General features: G+C 57.5%; 13 protein-coding genes. 7 read left to right on the top strand and 6 right to left on the bottom strand.

The window, feature by feature from the left end:
• The first annotated feature begins 46 nt into the window (after window positions 1-46).
• From H7849_RS20795 to H7849_RS20775, 5 genes are all read left to right on the top strand, one after another.
• On the top strand, window positions 47-877 hold the full coding sequence (locus tag H7849_RS20795; protein WP_186742151.1) for a tetratricopeptide repeat protein: 831 nt from the start codon (window positions 47-49) through the stop codon (window positions 875-877).
• Window positions 878-910: 33 nt separating this feature from the next.
• Complete coding sequence (gene accC, locus H7849_RS20790; RefSeq protein WP_186742149.1) at window positions 911-2,491, top strand: acetyl-CoA carboxylase biotin carboxylase subunit; 1,581 nt, start codon at window positions 911-913, stop codon at window positions 2,489-2,491.
• The gene (locus H7849_RS20785; protein WP_186742147.1) at window positions 2,488-2,991 is read left to right on the top strand and encodes an acyl-CoA carboxylase biotin carboxyl carrier protein subunit; all 504 of its coding nucleotides are present in this window, start codon (window positions 2,488-2,490) and stop codon (window positions 2,989-2,991) included. The genes accC and H7849_RS20785 overlap by 4 nt, the downstream gene beginning before the upstream one ends.
• 196 nt (window positions 2,992-3,187) lie before the next feature.
• Window positions 3,188-3,493 (top strand): hypothetical protein, encoded by a 306-nt coding sequence (locus H7849_RS20780; protein ID WP_186742145.1) that lies wholly within the window; start codon window positions 3,188-3,190, stop codon window positions 3,491-3,493.
• A 50-nt stretch (window positions 3,494-3,543) separates the two neighbouring features.
• On the top strand, window positions 3,544-6,276 hold the full coding sequence (locus H7849_RS20775) for a TonB-dependent receptor (protein WP_186742143.1): 2,733 nt from the start codon (window positions 3,544-3,546) through the stop codon (window positions 6,274-6,276).
• A gap of 60 nt (window positions 6,277-6,336) precedes the next feature.
• On the opposite strand, the gene H7849_RS20770 is transcribed toward H7849_RS20775, so the two are convergent.
• Genes H7849_RS20770 through H7849_RS20750 form a run of 5 tightly spaced genes read right to left on the bottom strand, consistent with a single transcriptional unit; the run spans window position 6,337 to window position 12,657 of the window.
• Complete coding sequence (locus H7849_RS20770; RefSeq protein ID WP_186742142.1) at window positions 6,337-7,320, bottom strand: Gfo/Idh/MocA family protein; 984 nt, start codon at window positions 7,318-7,320, stop codon at window positions 6,337-6,339.
• Window positions 7,321-7,371: 51 nt separating this feature from the next.
• Complete coding sequence (locus tag H7849_RS20765; RefSeq protein WP_251106383.1) at window positions 7,372-8,556, bottom strand: SurA N-terminal domain-containing protein; 1,185 nt, start codon at window positions 8,554-8,556, stop codon at window positions 7,372-7,374.
• The gene (locus H7849_RS20760; protein ID WP_432756507.1) at window positions 8,546-9,511 is read right to left on the bottom strand and encodes a DsbA family protein; all 966 of its coding nucleotides are present in this window, start codon (window positions 9,509-9,511) and stop codon (window positions 8,546-8,548) included. The genes H7849_RS20765 and H7849_RS20760 overlap by 11 nt, the downstream gene beginning before the upstream one ends.
• Before the next feature lie 60 nt (window positions 9,512-9,571).
• Entirely contained in the window at window positions 9,572-10,186 is a 615-nt protein-coding gene (locus H7849_RS20755; RefSeq protein ID WP_186742139.1) for a class I SAM-dependent methyltransferase, read from the bottom strand.
• Between the two features lie 2 nt (window positions 10,187-10,188).
• Window positions 10,189-12,657: an LPS-assembly protein LptD gene (locus H7849_RS20750; protein ID WP_186742138.1), complete on the bottom strand. Its 2,469-nt coding sequence runs from the start codon at window positions 12,655-12,657 to the stop codon at window positions 10,189-10,191.
• Between the two features lie 301 nt (window positions 12,658-12,958).
• Between H7849_RS20750 and H7849_RS20745 the strand changes: the two genes are divergently transcribed.
• The gene (locus H7849_RS20745) at window positions 12,959-14,149 is read left to right on the top strand and encodes an RDD family protein (RefSeq protein ID WP_186742137.1); all 1,191 of its coding nucleotides are present in this window, start codon (window positions 12,959-12,961) and stop codon (window positions 14,147-14,149) included.
• Here the strand turns inward: H7849_RS20745 and H7849_RS20740 are convergent.
• A complete protein-coding gene (locus H7849_RS20740) occupies window positions 14,146-15,777 on the bottom strand; it encodes a glycosyltransferase family protein (RefSeq protein ID WP_186742136.1) in 1,632 nt (543 codons plus the stop codon). The genes H7849_RS20745 and H7849_RS20740 overlap by 4 nt on opposite strands.
• 248 nt (window positions 15,778-16,025) lie before the next feature.
• On the opposite strand from H7849_RS20740, the gene H7849_RS20735 reads away from it, so the two are divergent.
• Window positions 16,026-17,327 (top strand): glycosyltransferase family 87 protein, encoded by a 1,302-nt coding sequence (locus H7849_RS20735; RefSeq protein WP_186742134.1) that lies wholly within the window; start codon window positions 16,026-16,028, stop codon window positions 17,325-17,327.
• The last annotated feature ends 26 nt before the right edge of the window (window positions 17,328-17,353 follow it).

Raw genomic sequence — 17,353 nt, 5'->3', positions numbered from 1 at the left:
TGGGCGTAAGCTGGCGATCATGCGATCAAAGGAGATAAGAGACAGAATGAACCGAATCGCACGTTTTCCGGTATTGGCGGCCGCGTTCCTGGCGATGCTGACCATGGTGACCGGGTGCAGCCGCCTCAAGGCTCGCGATCAGTTGAACAAGGGCGTCGCGTCCTACAAAAATGCCAGATATGAAGAGGCAATTGGCCATTTTCAGCAAGCGGTGAATCTCGATCCCAGCTTACCTATGGCGCGTTTGTATCTCGCGACGGCATATGCGCAGCAGGTTGTTCCCGATTTGAAGACACCCGAAAATCTGAAGAATGCGAACATGGCCGTTCAAGGGTTTCAGGAAGTTCTCGATAAGGATCCCAAGGACGTCGGCAGTCTCAAGGGGATTGCCGGCCTTTACTTCCAGATCGACGAGTTCGACAAAGCCAAGGAGTGGCAGCAGAAGGTGCTCGCCGTTGATCCGCAAGATGCAGAGGCGGCGTATACGATCGGCGTGATTGACTGGGGCGTAGCGCACAAGAATGCTGTCACGGCTCTCACGGGCGTCGGCATGCAGGATGGCGGCGACGGCAATCCGAAGATGCCGAAGGATGTGTGCAAGAAGCTGGTAGACCAGAACACGACTATCGTCAACGAAGGCTTGCAGTATTTGCAGAAGGCTCTGGATATTCGGCCAACCTATGACGACGCCATGGCCTATATGAACCTCATGTACCGCCAGAAGGCTACGCTGGAATGTGGCAACGATCAGGCCCGCAAGGAAGACCTGGATCAGGCCGGACAATGGCGTGATAAGGCCATGGGCACGCGCAAGGCAAACGAAGAGAAGAAGAACGCTCAGGTGCCGGGCGGCGTTGTTTTGGACAATTCAAAGTAAGCTTGTAAGCGTTCAACGGGAAGGCCTCCGGTCATGCGGAGGCTTTTCCATCTAAAATCCTGTGTTGCCGTGTCGAATCCTCAACCAGCCATTCGTAAAATTCTGATCGCCAATCGCGGCGAAATCGCGCTTCGTATTCTACGGGCGTGTCGCGAACTTGGGATCGCGACCGTCGCTGTCTACTCCGATGTTGACCGCGCCGCTCTGCATGTCCTCGAAGCGGATGAAGCGTATCGCCTGGGGCCTGCTCCTGCGACGGAGTCATATCTGCGCGGTGACTTGATCCTTGATGTCGCCAGGAAATCGGGAGCGCAGGCAATTCATCCGGGTTATGGGTTTCTCTCCGAAAACGCCAGCTTTGCCGAAGCTTGCGAAAACGCAGGCATCAAATTTATCGGACCGCCGGCGAACGCGATGCGTGCGCTGGGCTCAAAGACACGTGCCCGCCAGGCAGCGGATGCCACGGGCATGCCGCGCACGCCCGGCTCTGTGAAGGGGCTGCCTTCGCTCGACGAAGCGTATGCCGTTGCTGAGGAGATTGGCTATCCCGTAATGCTTAAGGCAGCAGCGGGGGGCGGAGGCAAAGGCATGCGCGCGGTTCTCTCAAAGAACGAACTGCGCGATGCTTTCAGTTCGGCCTCCAGTGAGGCTGAACGGTCCTTCGGTTCGGGCGAGGTTTATCTTGAAAAGCTCATCGAGCGACCACGGCACATCGAGATACAGGTGCTGGCCGATGAGCATGGCAACTGCGTCTCACTCGGCGAGCGTGAATGCTCCGTGCAACGACGCCATCAGAAAGTGATCGAAGAAGCTCCGTCTGCAATTGTGGACGAGGATCTGCGCCGGCGCATGGGCGAGGCTGCGGTGCAGCTTGCCAAGTCGGCGGGATACACGAATGCAGGCACGGTGGAATTCCTGGTTGATGAAGCTCGCAATTTTTATTTCCTCGAAATGAATACGCGTCTTCAGGTGGAGCATCCGGTCACAGAACTCGTGACCGGGCTCGATCTAGTGCATCTGCAGATTCGTATTGTGCAGGGAGAGCCGCTGCCATTCAAGCAGGAAGAGATTCGCCTGCGTGGACATGCGATCGAATGTCGCCTCTACGCCGAAGATCCCGAGAACGGCTTTTTCCCTTCACCGGGAAAGATCACCCGCCTTCTGCAGCCGGGAGGGCCGGGCATTCGCGAAGATTCTGGAATTTACGAAGGCTGGGTGGTGCCGCTCGACTACGACCCGATGCTTTCGAAACTGATCGCCTATGCGCCGACGCGCGAAGCGTGTATTGCGCGCTTATTGCGCGCCCTTGACGAATATGTGATCGGGGGCATCCGTTCGAACCTCGGTCTCTTCCGCCGCATCCTCAACGATGCCGATTTCCAGGCGGCGCGCATCGACACTGGTTATCTTGACCGGCTGCTTCTTGCGAATGGCATGCATCGTGAAGCTGGGACCGATTCGCATCATGCGGCGCTCATCGCAGCCGCCGTCTTCGAAAGCATGCGGCCGGCAAATGGCAACGGAACGAATGGGAGTCGCACGAACTCCGATAACGGGAAGGCAGACGTGAGCGGTTGGAAGAGTGCGGCGCGACGCGAGGGGCTGCGCGCATGATGCTCCAGATTGAGATGGGCGGCGAGTTGCGGCAGATCGAACTGACGCAGGGCGAGGATGGACAATATCACGCAAGCATCGATGGCGAGCCGGAACTCAGCGTGAGTGCGGAAATGCTTCGTCCCGGCGTGCTCTCGCTGCACATCGACGGAAAATCCTATCGCTGCGTGCTTGAAGAGAGCCCCGAAGGCACAGTGCTCCACATGGGCGGCAAGCGCCTGCCGTATCGGCTTGATGATCCGCGTTCTTTGAAGTCGCGCCGCAGCAGACATGGCGGCGCGGAAGGCCCTAAGCCTGTGAGTGCACCGATGCCGGGCCGCGTCGTCCGCCTGCTGGCCAACGTCGGCGATATGGTCGAAGCACATCAGGGCATCGTAGTGATCGAGGCAATGAAGATGCAGAACGAATTGAAATCGCCAAAGGCGGGCAAAGTAGTTCAACTCCGGGTTGAGGCCGGTGAAACGGTTGCCGCCGGGGACGTGCTTGCAGTTATCGAATAAGCTTTTCGCATAAGCCATCTCTTTTGCGGCGATCAAAATTCATTCCATAGAGAAACCTCACCCACGTGAGCCGGAAGGCCCGCATTATCTGACAATTACTCCCGCTTTTCATGCGGATTTACGTGCGGATGCAGCCCGAAGGCGTTTTGCGATTCGGGTAATTGTGCTTTATAGTCAAGCTAACGTGCGTGTTTTCATGGACAAAAAGCGATTTCAGCGGTCGTGGGCGGCTTCGCTCGCAATCTTCTGCGTCGCCCTTGTCCTTCTGGCTGGCTTCGTTCAGGTCGTGCACGCGCATCCCATCGGACAGGTAGATCACGAAGGCTGCTCGCTGTGTAACACGGCGCACCACGTGGTGCAGACGGTTTCTCTGATCACGGTAGCCGTAGCGATCCATCCCGTATGGCGCGTTGCCGCAGAAAAGCCTTTAGAACGGCCCCGCCAGAAATTTCTCCACAAACTCGCAAATCGGCCTCCGCCCGTGTCTCCGATCGCTGCTTAATTCAGCGTTTCATCCGGGCCACATAACAAGTTCTTCGGAGGTCTTTATTTATGCGCACGTTTTTACGTCGCATCGTTTCCGCATCCCTCGGGATCTGCGGTATTGCCTTTTTATCGAGCGCACTCTTCGCGCAGTCTACCGGCAACTCGGGTACGATCAACGGTACAGTTACTGACCCCAGCGGCGCAGTTGTCCCCGGCGCCACGGTCGCTCTTCACAACGTCGTCAGCCAGTACGAGCGCACGGTCAAGACAGACAAACAGGGACGCTTCCAGTTTCCCAACGTGCCTTTCAATCCGTATCACCTGACGGTTACAATGAACGGCTTCAACAACGCTGCGCAGGATGTGGATGTTGTTTCCGTTGTGCCTGTTGCTGCGAATGTCAGCCTCGCGGTCGGAACCGCGACAAACACGGTTGTTGTTACCGGTGGCGAAGACCTGGTCGAAAATGATTCGACCATGCACACCGACATCGATCGTGACCTGATTGATAAGCTGCCGGTCGAGAGTGCATCGTCATCTGTGAGCTCGCTGGTGACGCTGTCATCGCCGGGCGTCGCGGCAGACTCGAACGGTCTGTTCCACGGCCTTGGCGACCATGCCTCGAATTCGTTCAATGTGGACGGTCAGGCAATCACCGACCAGCAGAGCAAGGTTTTTTCCAATCAGATTCCCGAGGAGTCGATTCAGTCATTGGAAGTCATCGACGGCGCTCCGCCCGCTGAATATGGCGACAAGACCAGTCTGGTAATCAAGGTTACGACGCGCTCGGGGCAGGGGATGACCAAGCCGACCGGCAGCATCTACACGTCCTATGGGAACTTTGGCTCCGCCACCGCTGGATTCGACCTGGGCTATGGTGGCACGAACTGGGGAAACTTTATTGCTGCTAGCGGAATGAAGACGAGCCGCTTCCTCGATCCGCCGGAGTTTTTTGTTTTCCATGACAAGGGAAACGAACAGAACATCTTTGATCGGGTGGACTATCAACTTACGCAAAAGGATTCGCTGCATCTCAACCTGGCCTACAGCCGCTCGTGGTTTCAGACGCCAAACGCGTATGACAACCTGAATGTTCTGGACCAGTTCGGCAACAGCCTGGGCGAAACCGATCAGAAATCCAAGATCGAAACCTACAACATTTCACCGACGTACACGCGATTGGTCAGCCAATACTCAGTCCTTAATCTCGGCGCGTTTGTCAGGAAGGACGCATATAACTACTTTCCGAGCAGCGATCCGTTGGCCGATCTCGGGCCGATTCAACAAGAGAGCATCGGTCAAAGGCGCACGTTGCTCAACGCCGGCGTGCATGGAGATATTTCCTACGTGAAGGGTATCCAAAATTTCAAGGCAGGCGCGGCCTATCAACAGACCTTCCTTCACGAGAATGATGCGCTCGGTATCGTCAACCCGACATTCAACGCGCCCTGTGTGGATGCAAATGGGAATCCGGTGAGTGGCTTTACCGACCCTTCGCAATGCGCTGCCGCCGGGCTCTTTCCGAACAACGGGTCGAATCCAAATGTCACGGCGACGCCGTTCAATCCTGTCCTGTTGCCGTATGACCTGACGCGCGCGGGGAGCCTCTACAACTTCCTCGGTCACGCGGATGTGAAAGAACTCGCGATGTATCTGGAAGATCAGCTCACGGTCGGACACTGGCTCTTCAACCTCGGTATTCGCGGCGATCTGTACAACGGGCTGACCACCGCAAGCCAGGCGGAACCTCGTCTTGGAGTTGCATACAGCATCAAGCCGACGAATACGGTGCTGCGCATCTCCTATGCAAGAACGCTTGAAACTCCTTTCAATGAAAATCTGATCCTGTCGAGCGAGGGATGCGTCAATCCCGTGCTTTCACCTCTGCTTCTCTGCACGCCCGGAGTATCGAGCAGCTTGCCGCCGGGTTTCCGCAATGAGTTTCATGCCGGACTGCAACAGGCATTTGGCAAATTTCTCGTCATAAGCGGCGACTACATCTGGAAGTACACGCACGGCTCATGGGACTTCAGCGTGCTCGGAAACACACCGATCACCTTCCCCATCAGCTGGCATAACTCCAAGATCCCGGGCTTCACCCTGCGCGCGGATATGCCCGCCAATCACGGCATCAGCGCGTTTGTGGTCATGTCGTCGGTGGCGGCACGCTTCTTCCCGCCGCAGAACGGCGGAGCCGGTGCGACCGTGGGACAGAGCGGTTATCCATTCCGCATCGATCACGACGAGCGTTTCAATCAGACCACGCATATCCAGTACCAGCTGCCGTTTCGCAAGAGCACCTGGTTCGGCTTCAATTGGCGGTATGACAGCGGTCTGGTTGCAGGATCGGTGCCCTGCTATAACGTGACCGATCCGAACAGCGGTTGCGGTCCAACGTCGATCACACTACCGAACGGACAGCCGGGAATCCTGCTGAGCGGCCTTACTCCTGACCAACAGTTTCAGGCTGGACTCGCCTGCGATGGCGTGCGGGCAACGCCAACATCAGGGTTTACACAATGCGATGCGAATGGTCTGACTTCCACCCTGGTGAAGATTCCCGCGCCGGGGACGGAGAATGACGACAAGAATCCACCACGCATTCAGCCGCGCAGCCTTTTCGATATGTCCGCCGGAGAAGACAACATTTTCAATGGCGATCGCTTCCGGTGGGGCGCACGCATTACGGCTGTCAACGTGACCAACAAATACGCGCTCTACAACTTCCTCTCCACCTTCAGCGGCACCCATTATGTGACGCCGCGCACAGTCACCGGACAGATCACCTTTTCCTTCTAAAAGAAGAGGCGGAGCGTTTGCATGGCGCTCCGCCTCTTTCTGTCTTGCTGCGAAATACTCTTATTCCACGCTTTGTTTTGTGCCTGTATGCCAGCTCTTGTAGGCTGCATCGAGCACGCGCTGGTTGTGCAATCCATCTTCGCCTGTCGCGAGGTATTCTCCGCGACCTTCCACAGCAGCAGCGAATGCATCGATCATCCGCGTGTAGGCATCGCCGTTTGAAACGCGCTGGTGTGCTGCGACTTTATCCTGGCGATAGAGGACGACATCGACAGGGTGTTCGACGGTCATGCCGTTTTCGCAAAGTATGACGCCGGTTTCGCCCGTTATTTCAATCAGCGATCGGTAAGAGCCTCGCGTCGTTACCGTCACCGCTCCCATCGCTCCATTGCCGAAGCCCATGTTCACGACGGCGTGTGATTCGACGGCGCCGGACAGGGCATCTTTGCGCGCCAGCGTGCTTACTTCGGTGATGTCCGTTGCCATGACAAAGCGCAAAGCATCGAGGCAATGAATGGCGACGTCGCCGATGGGTCCACCTGTGGCAAGCGATGGATCATAGATCCATTCGCGCGGACTCTTTTCGGCGTCGTAGCAGAACTGCGAGTGTGCGAGCAACGGCTGGCCGATGCGGCCTTCGGCGATCCATTCACGGATGATCTGCGCGCTCTGGTTGTAGCGCATGTTCTGCGCGACACCAAAGACAACGCCCGCGGCGCGCGTGGCAAAGAGCATTTGCTCGACTTCCGCGGCATTCATGCCCAGCGGCTTTTCGCACAGTACGGCTTTGCCATGCTGCGCCGCAAGCAGAACGTGCGGCAGGTGCAGAGCGTCAGGCGAGACGACGAAGACCGCGTCGATCTCCGGAGACGCACAGAGCTCTTCGGCTGTGTCGAAAACATGAGGGATGTGGAACTCACGAGCGTCGGCACGCGCCTTCGTTGGGTCGCGCCGCCACATGCCGGCAACCTGTGCTCCGGCAAACGCAGGCATGAGGCGTTTTCTTGCGTGGTGGCCGAAGCCAAGGATGCCGTATCGGATCATAGCTCTACTCGATTCTTTGACATCAGCCGACGGAATCCTTCCGCCACGGGGTTATTGGGCGCCGTTCTTGAAAATCTCTTCGGCGAAGAAGTTTTCTACGCGGGCCTCATCGCGCAGCATTTCCAGATACGCATTGCGGAGCAATTGCGAACGCGCATCACGCAGCTGACCGCGAATCGTCTGCTGCACGCGCGGGTCATTCAGCTCACGCTGTCCTGCTGCCTGCTTATCGATCAGCTTGAGAATCTGATAGCCGACCTGCTTATGCTGGTTGTCGAAGACGGGCATAATCTCTGTGATCTGGCCGGGCTTGATCTTGCCGATTGCGTTGTAGACATCGGGGCTGGCGTGCAGCTGCGATTCAGGCACGAAGCCCATGTCGCCGCCGTTTGAAGACGTGTCCGGGCGCTCGGAGAAATTCTGCGCGAGCAGGCCGAAGTCCTCACCGCTCTCCAGGCGATTGTGCAGTGTTTCAATTTTCTTCTTCGCGTCGGCGTCGTTGGTGGCCTTGCTGTTCTGCAGGTTGATGCTCTGCTGCTGTGGCGGCAGCGGGATCGAAGTCACCATGATCTGCGCAAGATGATACATGGGCTCAATCAGGTTGAACTCGGCTTTGTGCGCGTTGTAATACGCCGCGATATCCGCATCGGTGATATTGATCTTCGAGTTGATTTCCTTGTTGAGAAGTTTGTCCTCGGTCTTCGAGCGGCGAATCTGGCGCTTCAGGTCGTCCAGCGTGAGATGCTTGTCCGTGAGACGCTTGTTGAACTCTTCCTGCGTATACGGCGCTTTGAGCTCATTGATCTGGTTCTCGACGTCTTCATCCGTTGCCGTCAGATTCAGCTTCGCAGCACGCTCCATCAGGATCTCTTCATCGATGAGCTGACGGATGACGTTGAGCCGTACGATGTCGCCCTGCTCTTTCGAAGGCTGCTGCTGTGAATCTCCGAGATTGCTCTGGTAGAGCTGCTCCACTTCGGAGCGCATGATCGGCTTGCCGTTCACGGTCGCCATAACCTCCGGACCATGCGTGCGGCGGCAGCCGGCGACGCCGACTAAGCACAAGGCAGCCACTCCGATGAAAGCCATCTTCTGGGGAAACTTTAATGCCAGATACAGGGAGTTGCTGTTCAATGAGGGTTGCAACCGTTGTCTCCTCGGGAGCGCGACGGTCGCGCTCGCCAGTTTATTCAAAATAATCTCGCCGTTCATCGCCGGAAAATCGCTACCTGCCACCCGGACTCTTTGTTGTGCCGCTGGTCTGTGACGGCGGATTCGGCTGTTGCGGAGGCGTGATGCCTTCTGCCTTCAAAGCGCGATCAATCGCCAGCCAAACCTGCGATTCCGGTAGCGCTCCCGAGAGCCGCTCGCCATTGATGAAGAGTGTTGGCGTGCCATCGACGCCCAGCGCATCGCCTTCCTTCATCGCCGCGCGCACTCCGGAGTCGTCCTGCTTGGTGAGGCAGGCATCGAGCTTTCCGCTATCAAGCTTGCTGCGTTGGCCTTCGTCACGCGCGAGCTTATCGAGTGTCGCTGCCGACTTTACCGGATCGCGCTGCGGGCCGCTTACATCTTCACCATGCGTGTGCAGATAGTCGACGTAGTTCCAGTAAGCGTTCGGGCTTTGCGAGGCGAGGCAGTTGGCGTCAATCGACGCATGCAGCGCCCAGGGATGAATTTCGATCAGCGGGAAGTCCTTATAAACGATCCTGACCTGGTCTTTGTAGCGGTCGAGCGTATCGGGAAAGAGCTGCGCGTGCATGCGCGCGCAGTATGGGCACTCGAGATCGTCAAAGTTAATGATCGTTACTTTGGCCTGCGGATTGCCGCGCATGGGGCGGCTGTCGGCTGAAACCAGGTCGGCGGGATCCTTGCTTATGTCCCATTTCGAGAGGCGAGCGAGCGTGTTGCCATCCTTGGAGATGAGAAAATTCAGCGTCTGTTTCTTCGTGGGATCAGAGGACGAGGTAAAGGTAATCGGCACAGCGTCGAATCCCGCGATGTCGCTCTTGGTGCGAGCGCCTACGGTGACAAGCCAGTCCTGCGGGACGTTGAGCTGTGAGCGCACCAGAATTTCAATGCGGCGATCGAGCTTGGTGCTGCCCGGCGGGCTATCCTGTGCCCTGCACCCGACTGCCAAAATAGCAAGGAGGCAGCCGAAAAAAAACCGAGTTCGAAACAAGAAAACCACCTTTCTCCGGTGGGAGAAATCTATCTTTCGATTATCTCATTTAGGGGAGTAGTGGTGTGTTTACACCGCTTGAAAGCGGCTATAGACGAACGGCTGGACAGCGCCGGTCGGAGTCTCGTGTAGTTCCTCAGTGCTTTCGATCAGACGAAAACTTTCGCCGAGTTGTTGCGCCAGAGATTGAGACGAGTAGCGGACGACTTCGAGGCCGCTGCACCGTGCGGGTCCACTCAGGGCGAACGTGGCGAGGATCACGTGACCGCCGGGCTTCAGCGCATGGATTGCCTGCCGGATATACGCTGCGCGGTCGGCTTCCGACGTAAGAAAGTGAAAGACCGCGCGATCGTGCCAGATGTCATAGGCGTGCGGAGGAAGCTCGGCCTGCGTTACGTCGGCAGTGATCCACTCAATGCGACCGGCATTTGCGCCGAGTCGTTTCCTTGCGCCTTCAAGGGCAGCGGAAGAAATGTCGAGGACACTCAGATTCCGGTATCCCTGCACGAGCAGGTCATCGATGAGGGTGGATTGGCCTCCGCCAACGTCAAGGATGGACGCGGAAAACCCGGCACCGGCACGCTCAATGAGCGAAAGCGATGTTTCCAGATGGGGACGGTACCAGCTGACCGCACTTGGCGACTCTGCTCCGTGAACCGTCTCCCAATGTGTTTTTGCGTCCACGCTTAGAAGATACGCGCCGCGCGGCGCAGACTGCCAGCCGATCCCACTCCAGCGAGCGTGAAGCTGTAGAGGTACTGCGTGTCGTCACGAACTGTTCCGAGTGAATAGCGGCGCACTTCAAAGCTCAGTCCGCAGCAATCCCAGTTGTAGCCGGCCTGCCCAGCGCCGTATTGCAGCTGGTTCTGTACAAAGTCATAGCCGATGCTTGTTCCCGCGCTGAGGCCAGCCTTGGTCGACGCGCCATAGCTCGCAGAAAAGCGCAGCTGGTTGTAATTTGACGTAGCGTTTGTGACGGCTGTCTGCGGAGTCTGAGCTGTAGGTGGCGCTTCGGGCGCGTTCAAGTGGAAGTCACCCACGGAAAAGGCGTAGTCGCCTTTTTTGTATTCCGCATATACGTTGCTGGCGGTGATACGTCCCAGGCGCGGGTCGTAGTCCAGGTCCCATTGCACATTCGTCGCCGACGACGTGCGCATGTTGAACCGCGAAATGACCGGAGAAAAAGTGCGCGGCCCCGTAAGGAACGCCACGCCCGTCAAGTCCAGCGTAGTTGTCAGCACATTGCGGGTACCGGTCGTGACCGCGCCGCCGAAATCTGTGTTGAAGAAGTATTTCTGCGCCACTTGCCAGGACAGCCAGTCGACCGTTCCCCCACCGCATAGATCGTCCGGGCCAAGCGCTTCGTCGCCCTTGCAGGGGTGCGGATGGAGATGTCGCAGGAACAGCCGCTGCGTCAATGAATAGTCGAGTTCACTGGTGTCGCTTGCGATGTCTACGTCGTCGAAGCGCAGGATCGAATCGAAGTTGTCGATGCCGGAAACGTAGTGATACTGAACGTCCGGTTCGACAGTGTGGCGCAGGTCGCCGCCAAACAGATGCAGCAGCCACGGAGCCGTGAAGTCGCGTTCGATGGCGGGCGGACGAAGGTCAATGCCTGCTTCAAAGTCCTTGCGATTCACGCTCGCATCGCGGACGCTGGGCACAACGCCAAGCTGCGCCGGATTCTGGCTTCTGCCGTAGAACGTATCACGCACCGCGACTTCAGGTCTGAAAGTCCAGCCATCCAGCGAAAATGGCATCGCGAGATGCGGATGGAAATCGACGCGAGGAACGCCTCGCGTCCTGAACGTCGCTGTGTTCAGATCGTTCTCCGGTTCGGCGCGGGATAGCACCGCAACCGAAGCGATGCCACCCCACATCCACGGCGTTTTACCAAGGTAGTGGTCCTCGCCTTCAAGTTGCAGGGCAGGCAGGTGCAGAATGCGGATTTCGGCGTTGGTGGTGTTGTTCTGAAAGCTCTGATAGCGGTCGAAGCGGAGATTTTCAGCAAAGCCGTTCAGTGCATGGGCTCCGAAAAACTGAGACTTGACCTCAGAGTTGATGGCGATAGCGTAGTTCTCTTCAAACGCCTGCCGGTAAGCGTATGAGCTGAGGTATTCAGCATCCACCACGGCGCGTGTGTGCTGGCCCCAGTCCCGGCGCCCGTCGACCAGCAGATCTGTGCCACCCTGATTTTCAGCCGCGGGCAATCGATCAAACAAGGCATGGAAGCGAACGTTGAAGAAATCCTCGCCAAAGCCGCGATAGCGGAACATTCCCATCGGCGAGTAGCCACGTTTGGAGAAATATTCCGTGCCAATCGTGAGATCAGAATTGCGGCTGAGTGGGAAATAGATTTCCTCGCCCAGAATCAGTCCTTTGGTCGTGCTGTTACCTACAATTGGCAGCAGGATGCCAGCCGTGCGCGTCTCTCCGTCTACCGGGTGCGTCACGTAAGGCAGGTAGAACAGGGGCATGCTCATCAGCTCGAACCATGTATTACGCGCGCTGGCCTTCCCATCTGCCATGTTGATCTGCTTAGAAAGTAGACGCCAATCCGGCTTCGGCAGGCGGCAGGACGTCATGGTCCCGTCGATAACCCGGTAACGCCCGGTGCCGAGCTTGATGACCTCGCGCCCGGTGATAGCAAAGGGATTAGGCGAAGTGAACACCATGCGGCTATGTGGCCCAACGGTCGCGACTCCGAGTGTTCCAACCACATCGTAAAAATGCGCGGTGTCCTGGTCGAGATTCATCTCGCCGTGCGTTGCCGTAATGTGCTCGTTGTCCGGGCTGCCGTCGACGATCAGATGCCCTTCCGCTGCTACGTCGCCTGTATCACGGTTGTAGGTAATCTTGTCGGCTTGCACTACGTACGTGCGGTAGTAGATAACGACATTTCCCGTCAGCGTATAGACATTGTTGATCTCACGCTGCGTATCGGCGCGAATTTCGACCGGAACACCGGTTGGCGGCGCGGGGATAACCTTTGCTACGGGTATCTCAGAAGACGCACTGGGATCGTCAGGGAGTGAGTCCGTGCCGGTGGGCTGAGCCCCTGCGGCCGGAGGAAACTGCTTCGTTACTGCCTGCGGCCAAAGCTGCGGATGACACAGGTAGAGCAGCGTGATACATAAAAAGATGCGGGCTCTCATCACGAGGGGCAATGTCCGAGACCCCCGGCGCACCGTACTTGTGCGTCGGGGTTGAAATCTCAGCATAACAAAGCTCCAGCAAACGATTTAGGAGCTGCCTTGAAGAGGGGAAAGCGCCGCTGCTCTGGTGTACGACAACTCGATGGCTCGCCACTGTCGGAGATGATTCGATGGGCGAGCTGTGCGTGTCTCCGCTGCCTCCGGTCCTCAATTTGTACTGGGATTTGTACTGGGAAAGCAGATAGGATGCGCCCGTTCCGGCATGGACGGACCAGCATCCATAGAAATACGGAGTACTCCATTGAGTTCATCGACCTCAAAGTTGCAATTTGACTCTGCCAGCGCACCCGCTTCATGGAAAGACGAAGTGAACGCCCGCTTGGCTGCGCATCGCACCCGGCGCACGCGAACTCCGGACGGTCAGTCGTCGCTGCCCGGCTTCGAATCCGGTTCAGAAAACACGGCCCAGCGCAATCAATCGCAGGCAACGAGCGTGGCTGCGCGCGTAGCCGAGCGCTATGCCAAGGCGCCGACGTATAGTGAAATCCTGGCAGCACAGGCGGCTGCAGCACGCGCCGCCGAGGCCGCGGCTGAAGCAGCCGTGCAGGCGCACGCTGCAGCGCAGGCCGTTCTTGCGGGCCTTGAAATGGACCAGCAGTTCCCGACGGCTCCCGTGATGGTCAGTCCCTCCGCCTCGGAGCCAATCAGGATCGAGCCTATTGCGGAAACGCGCCGCCCCCCGATCAGCGAGATTGTCGACCCGTTTGAGGAAGCAACGGTAATCCCCACGCAGCCGCTGCCTGCCAAGCTGATTGAGTTTCCGCGCGAACTGATTGCTACGCGCAAGGCGCGTCCGCGACTGGCCGAGGGACCGCTGCGCGAAGAGGCCGCGCCTGATGGATCGCAATTGCGCATCTTCGAAGTGGAGGCGGAGACGATTTCCAAAGAGCCGGTATCGACCGCTGTGCTGCCCGAGTGGCATTCGATTCGTCTCGATGCCAAGCCGCGCGAAGAGTTTTACGCGCCTGAGGAAACTGCGAGCGGAGACCATCGGAAGCTGGCCCCGCTCTTCGAACTGCCGTTGCAAGTGGCTTCCATTGGAGACCGCATCATGGCTGGCATTGTGGACGTGTCGCTGGTGATGGTGGCCTTCCTGCTCTTTGTGCTGGTATTTGTCGCCTGCACGGCGCATCCGCCAATGGGAAGGGCCGCGCTGGCTGGCGCGGGTGGCGTCCTGTTCGGCCTCTTCGTGCTCTATCAGTGGCTGTTTTTCTCGTATCTCGACGCAACACCGGGCATGCGCTACGCCAGGATCGCGCTCTGCACCTTTGAGGACGAAAACCCGGCCCGCAAGGCGATGCGATATCGGGTTGGCGCACTGCTGCTTTCGGCAATGCCGTTGGGCCTTGGCTTCCTATGGTCATTCTTCGACGAAGACCACCTTGGATGGCACGACCGTATCACGCGCACCTATCAGCGCAGCTATCGCTAGTTTGAAAGAGCCATCACTGGAGTCATCTTTCTGTTGTTGTGCTTTTCGTGTCGATAGAGCGTGGCCAGAAACAGCAATGTGACGAAGGAGATGGCTTCTCCTAAAAGCTGCGGCTCCACGGGTCTCACAAAACGAGCCGAGACATGGTGCGCGCCCGCAGGCACGGAAAAATTCAGCAATCCCGTTTTGCCGAAAGATGCGGCCAGCGGCTTTCCATCTATGGTGAGATGCCAGAAGGGGAAGTAATACAGCCGTAGCTGATAGGTGCACGGCGTCTGCGCCGTCGTGTCGATCTCGCGGTCTTCCGGCAGCCAGCTTTTGACGTCAGCCGAACAGCCGGGGTCGGACGATGAGACCTGCCCAACTCGAGGCTGCTGATCCGGCGTGCGCACCACAACCGCGCCCGTGCCTTTGGGAACGTACTCCGTCATGCCCATGCTTCCGCCGTCGAGGGAGCGGACGTACTCGCTCATGGGCTTGAACGAACCATGTGCGTGTGCCCAATACAGACAGGTGCAGAACGGGAATGCGGCAAAGGTGCCGCTGAGAACGAAGACGAAAGTGCGCAGCGTTCTGGCCTGCTTGAGAGAAAAGACTGCGATCGGCAGGGCTACGTAAAAGAAAGTCTGAAAGCGGAAGGGAAATCCAACGATCCGCAAGCCCGGCAGATGCTCCCACAGCAATCGCGTGAAAGGAAGCTGAAAGAAGAACGCGACCAGGCCGAGATAGATCAGCAAGCGAACGCCATCTGTGTCTTCTTCAGATTTTCGCAAAGAGGCGAGGCAGAAAATGAGAAGCGCAGCTGCGATTACGGCAAAAGCCGAGAGTGTCTCATCGAGAAAGGCAGTTGCCGTGCGCACGAAGAGCGGGCGGAAGTCATACGGCAGAGATGAAGTCGAGCTCATGTATTTCGTTGCCATGTAAGCTGGCACAAAATACCAGCCGCTCAACGCCAGGGACAGCACTTGTGCGCCGATGTGCAAGAGAAACGGCCGGACTCGTCGCGTTTGAAGGCAATAGATGCAGGAAGCGATGAACAGCGTGTAGGCAAAGTTCATAGCTGCTGGCACATCTGTTTGCCATGCGAGCGCCATGGCAATGGCCAATCCGATGCAGGCGCTGCGCCGCTGTTTCACCAGTATCTTGACAAAAAAGTAGCAGACGACAGGAAGGAATGCGTTTGCCAGCAGCTCCGCCAGGGCAAAGCGCTTGCTGGCGGTGATGAGCAGGTAGTAGCTAACGCAATACAAAGCGGAAACTTGCAGACGGCCGCGCGGTGGAAGAAACAACCCGCTCAACAGATACATCGAGAAGCCTGCAAGACAGAACGAGAGCCAGACAAAGACCGCAGGCACAAGTTTCAGGGGCAACAGCAGGCTCAGAACTGAGCCGAACCAGAATGAAATGGGTGGATAAAAATAGAAGCGCGGTTCTCCCAATCCGAGATTCGCGGCGGCAGACCAGGCCGGATACGCAACACCGCTCTTCCATGCAGCAGTGTAGTCGAGCCACGACGAGAGATGGTACTGATAGTCCGTCCCGCCGTAGTGGGAATACCCGAACGCTGCGAAGCAGGAAATAGAAACAAGCGAGCAGAGAAAAACGACAGCAATAGTCTTTCGATTCAAATTGTGCCCTTATTGAACGAATTCCAGCGCACAAAGAGCGCTAAACCTGAAGTGAAACCGGGGTTCCAGGTTCGGGTACCGCCTCCTCATCCTTACGGGAAGCGTTGTTGATGCGGGTGATACTATCATCTGAGTTTAATCCAGCTTGAATATCCCGATGCATTACGCATGACTGAATTCGCGTGGCGTTTTGCCCTTGCGGCTATTGCGCTCACAGACCCCGGGATGCTATTGCGAGACACTTCTCGATGACCGTGAATCGATGTTCTTTTCTTATTGTTTGTCTGGCCTGCCTGACGTTCATTTCCCTCGGTCTGCACAATGAAGCTCGCGTTCTCCACGCGCACGATTTCAAGCAGCCCTACGCAAGCGCCCGCTGCCTGCTCTTTGGCTGCGATCCATACAGTGAGGCAGAGACCGCGGCACAATTCGTAGCCGCTGGCGGAAATCTACAGCAGGACCCAAAGGTCTTCGCTCCAGACTCTGCCCTCTATCCTCCTTCCTCGCTTGCTGTCCTCGCGCCGATTGCCATTCTCCCGTATCCGGTCGCGCATTTCCTGTGGCTCCTGCTGTGCGGCGTGAGTTTTTCCCTGGCAGCTTTGCTCATCTCAGATCTCTGCCGTCCGTACCGTTCCTTTCCGGTGGTTCTGCTGTTGGCTGTTTTTGTCGCCACCAGCGCAATTCTCATCATGCTCGGACAGGTCTCCGGCATCGTCATCTCGCTGGCCATTATCGGGCTTTGGTGTTTTCTCCGTGAGCGCTGTGCCTGGTTGGGAATCCTTTGCCTTGCTCTCAGCCTTACGCTCAAGCCGCACGTTGCCGGATTGCTCGTCTGTTATCTGCTCATCGCCGGGAAACAATACCGGGCGAAATTCTGGCGGGTGGTTCTGGTAACGGCCCTGCTGAGCTGTATCGGAATCATCTGGGCCGCAACGCAGCCTGCTTCGCGCAACTGGCTCCCCGAGCTTCAGGCGAATCTGGCCGGCAACACCTCTTCAGGCAATGTGGGCGATCCCACGCCCGCAAACCCGGAGGCGTTTAACATCGCGAGCCTGCAGTCTGTTACCGGAGAGTTCTTCCATCCGCATCAAGCGGCCTTCGCGGCGTATCTGATAACCACCATCCTGCTGGGTGTATGGCTCTATGCCACATGGCGAATTCCTGCCAGCGAGAGCAAGCACCTCCTTGCCCTGGCCGGACTGGCCGCGATCTCGATCCTGCCGATCTATCACCGCCAATATGACACAAGGCTTCTGCTGCTCGCATTTCCTGCTGTGGCGATGCTGTGGCAGCAGCGCCGCGTATGGGGAACAGCGGGCCTCGCGCTGATGACGCTGGCAACGCTGATGACCTCGCACAGCTATCTGCACTTACTGGAAACGCGCGTGGTCCATCTGGCAGCAGGCAAGGGCGCGCTCGTGACGATTCTGCTGATGCGCCCACTGCCGGTACTCTGTCTGGTCCTGGCTATTTTCTTCGTCGCCGCTCTTATGCGGGTTTCGCTGGACAACGAAACAAAGGCCGTAGAACTGGAAGAGATCCGCGCCTGAAAAACGCAGACTTTGCCAGTCAACTT

This window comes from Alloacidobacterium dinghuense, assembly GCF_014274465.1.
GTDB classification, from domain to species: domain Bacteria; phylum Acidobacteriota; class Terriglobia; order Terriglobales; family Acidobacteriaceae; genus Alloacidobacterium; species Alloacidobacterium dinghuense.
This window is presented reverse-complemented; position numbering and strand designations above follow the sequence as displayed.

Bases quoted from the DNA above. Each gene is read 5' to 3' on its own strand.
- H7849_RS20775 (WP_186742143.1), top strand. From the start codon at position 3,544: ATGCGCACGTTTTTACGTCGCATCGTTTCCGCATCCCTCGGGATCTGC.
- H7849_RS20735 (WP_186742134.1), top strand. From the start codon at position 16,026: ATGACCGTGAATCGATGTTCTTTTCTTATTGTTTGTCTGGCCTGCCTG.
- H7849_RS20795 (WP_186742151.1), top strand. From the start codon at position 47: ATGAACCGAATCGCACGTTTTCCGGTATTGGCGGCCGCGTTCCTGGCG.
- H7849_RS20750 (WP_186742138.1), bottom strand. From the start codon at position 12,657: ATGAGAGCCCGCATCTTTTTATGTATCACGCTGCTCTACCTGTGTCAT.
- H7849_RS20770 (WP_186742142.1), bottom strand. From the start codon at position 7,320: ATGATCCGATACGGCATCCTTGGCTTCGGCCACCACGCAAGAAAACGC.
- H7849_RS20780 (WP_186742145.1), top strand. From the start codon at position 3,188: ATGGACAAAAAGCGATTTCAGCGGTCGTGGGCGGCTTCGCTCGCAATC.
- accC (WP_186742149.1), top strand. From the start codon at position 911: ATGCGGAGGCTTTTCCATCTAAAATCCTGTGTTGCCGTGTCGAATCCT.
- H7849_RS20785 (WP_186742147.1), top strand. From the start codon at position 2,488: ATGATGCTCCAGATTGAGATGGGCGGCGAGTTGCGGCAGATCGAACTG.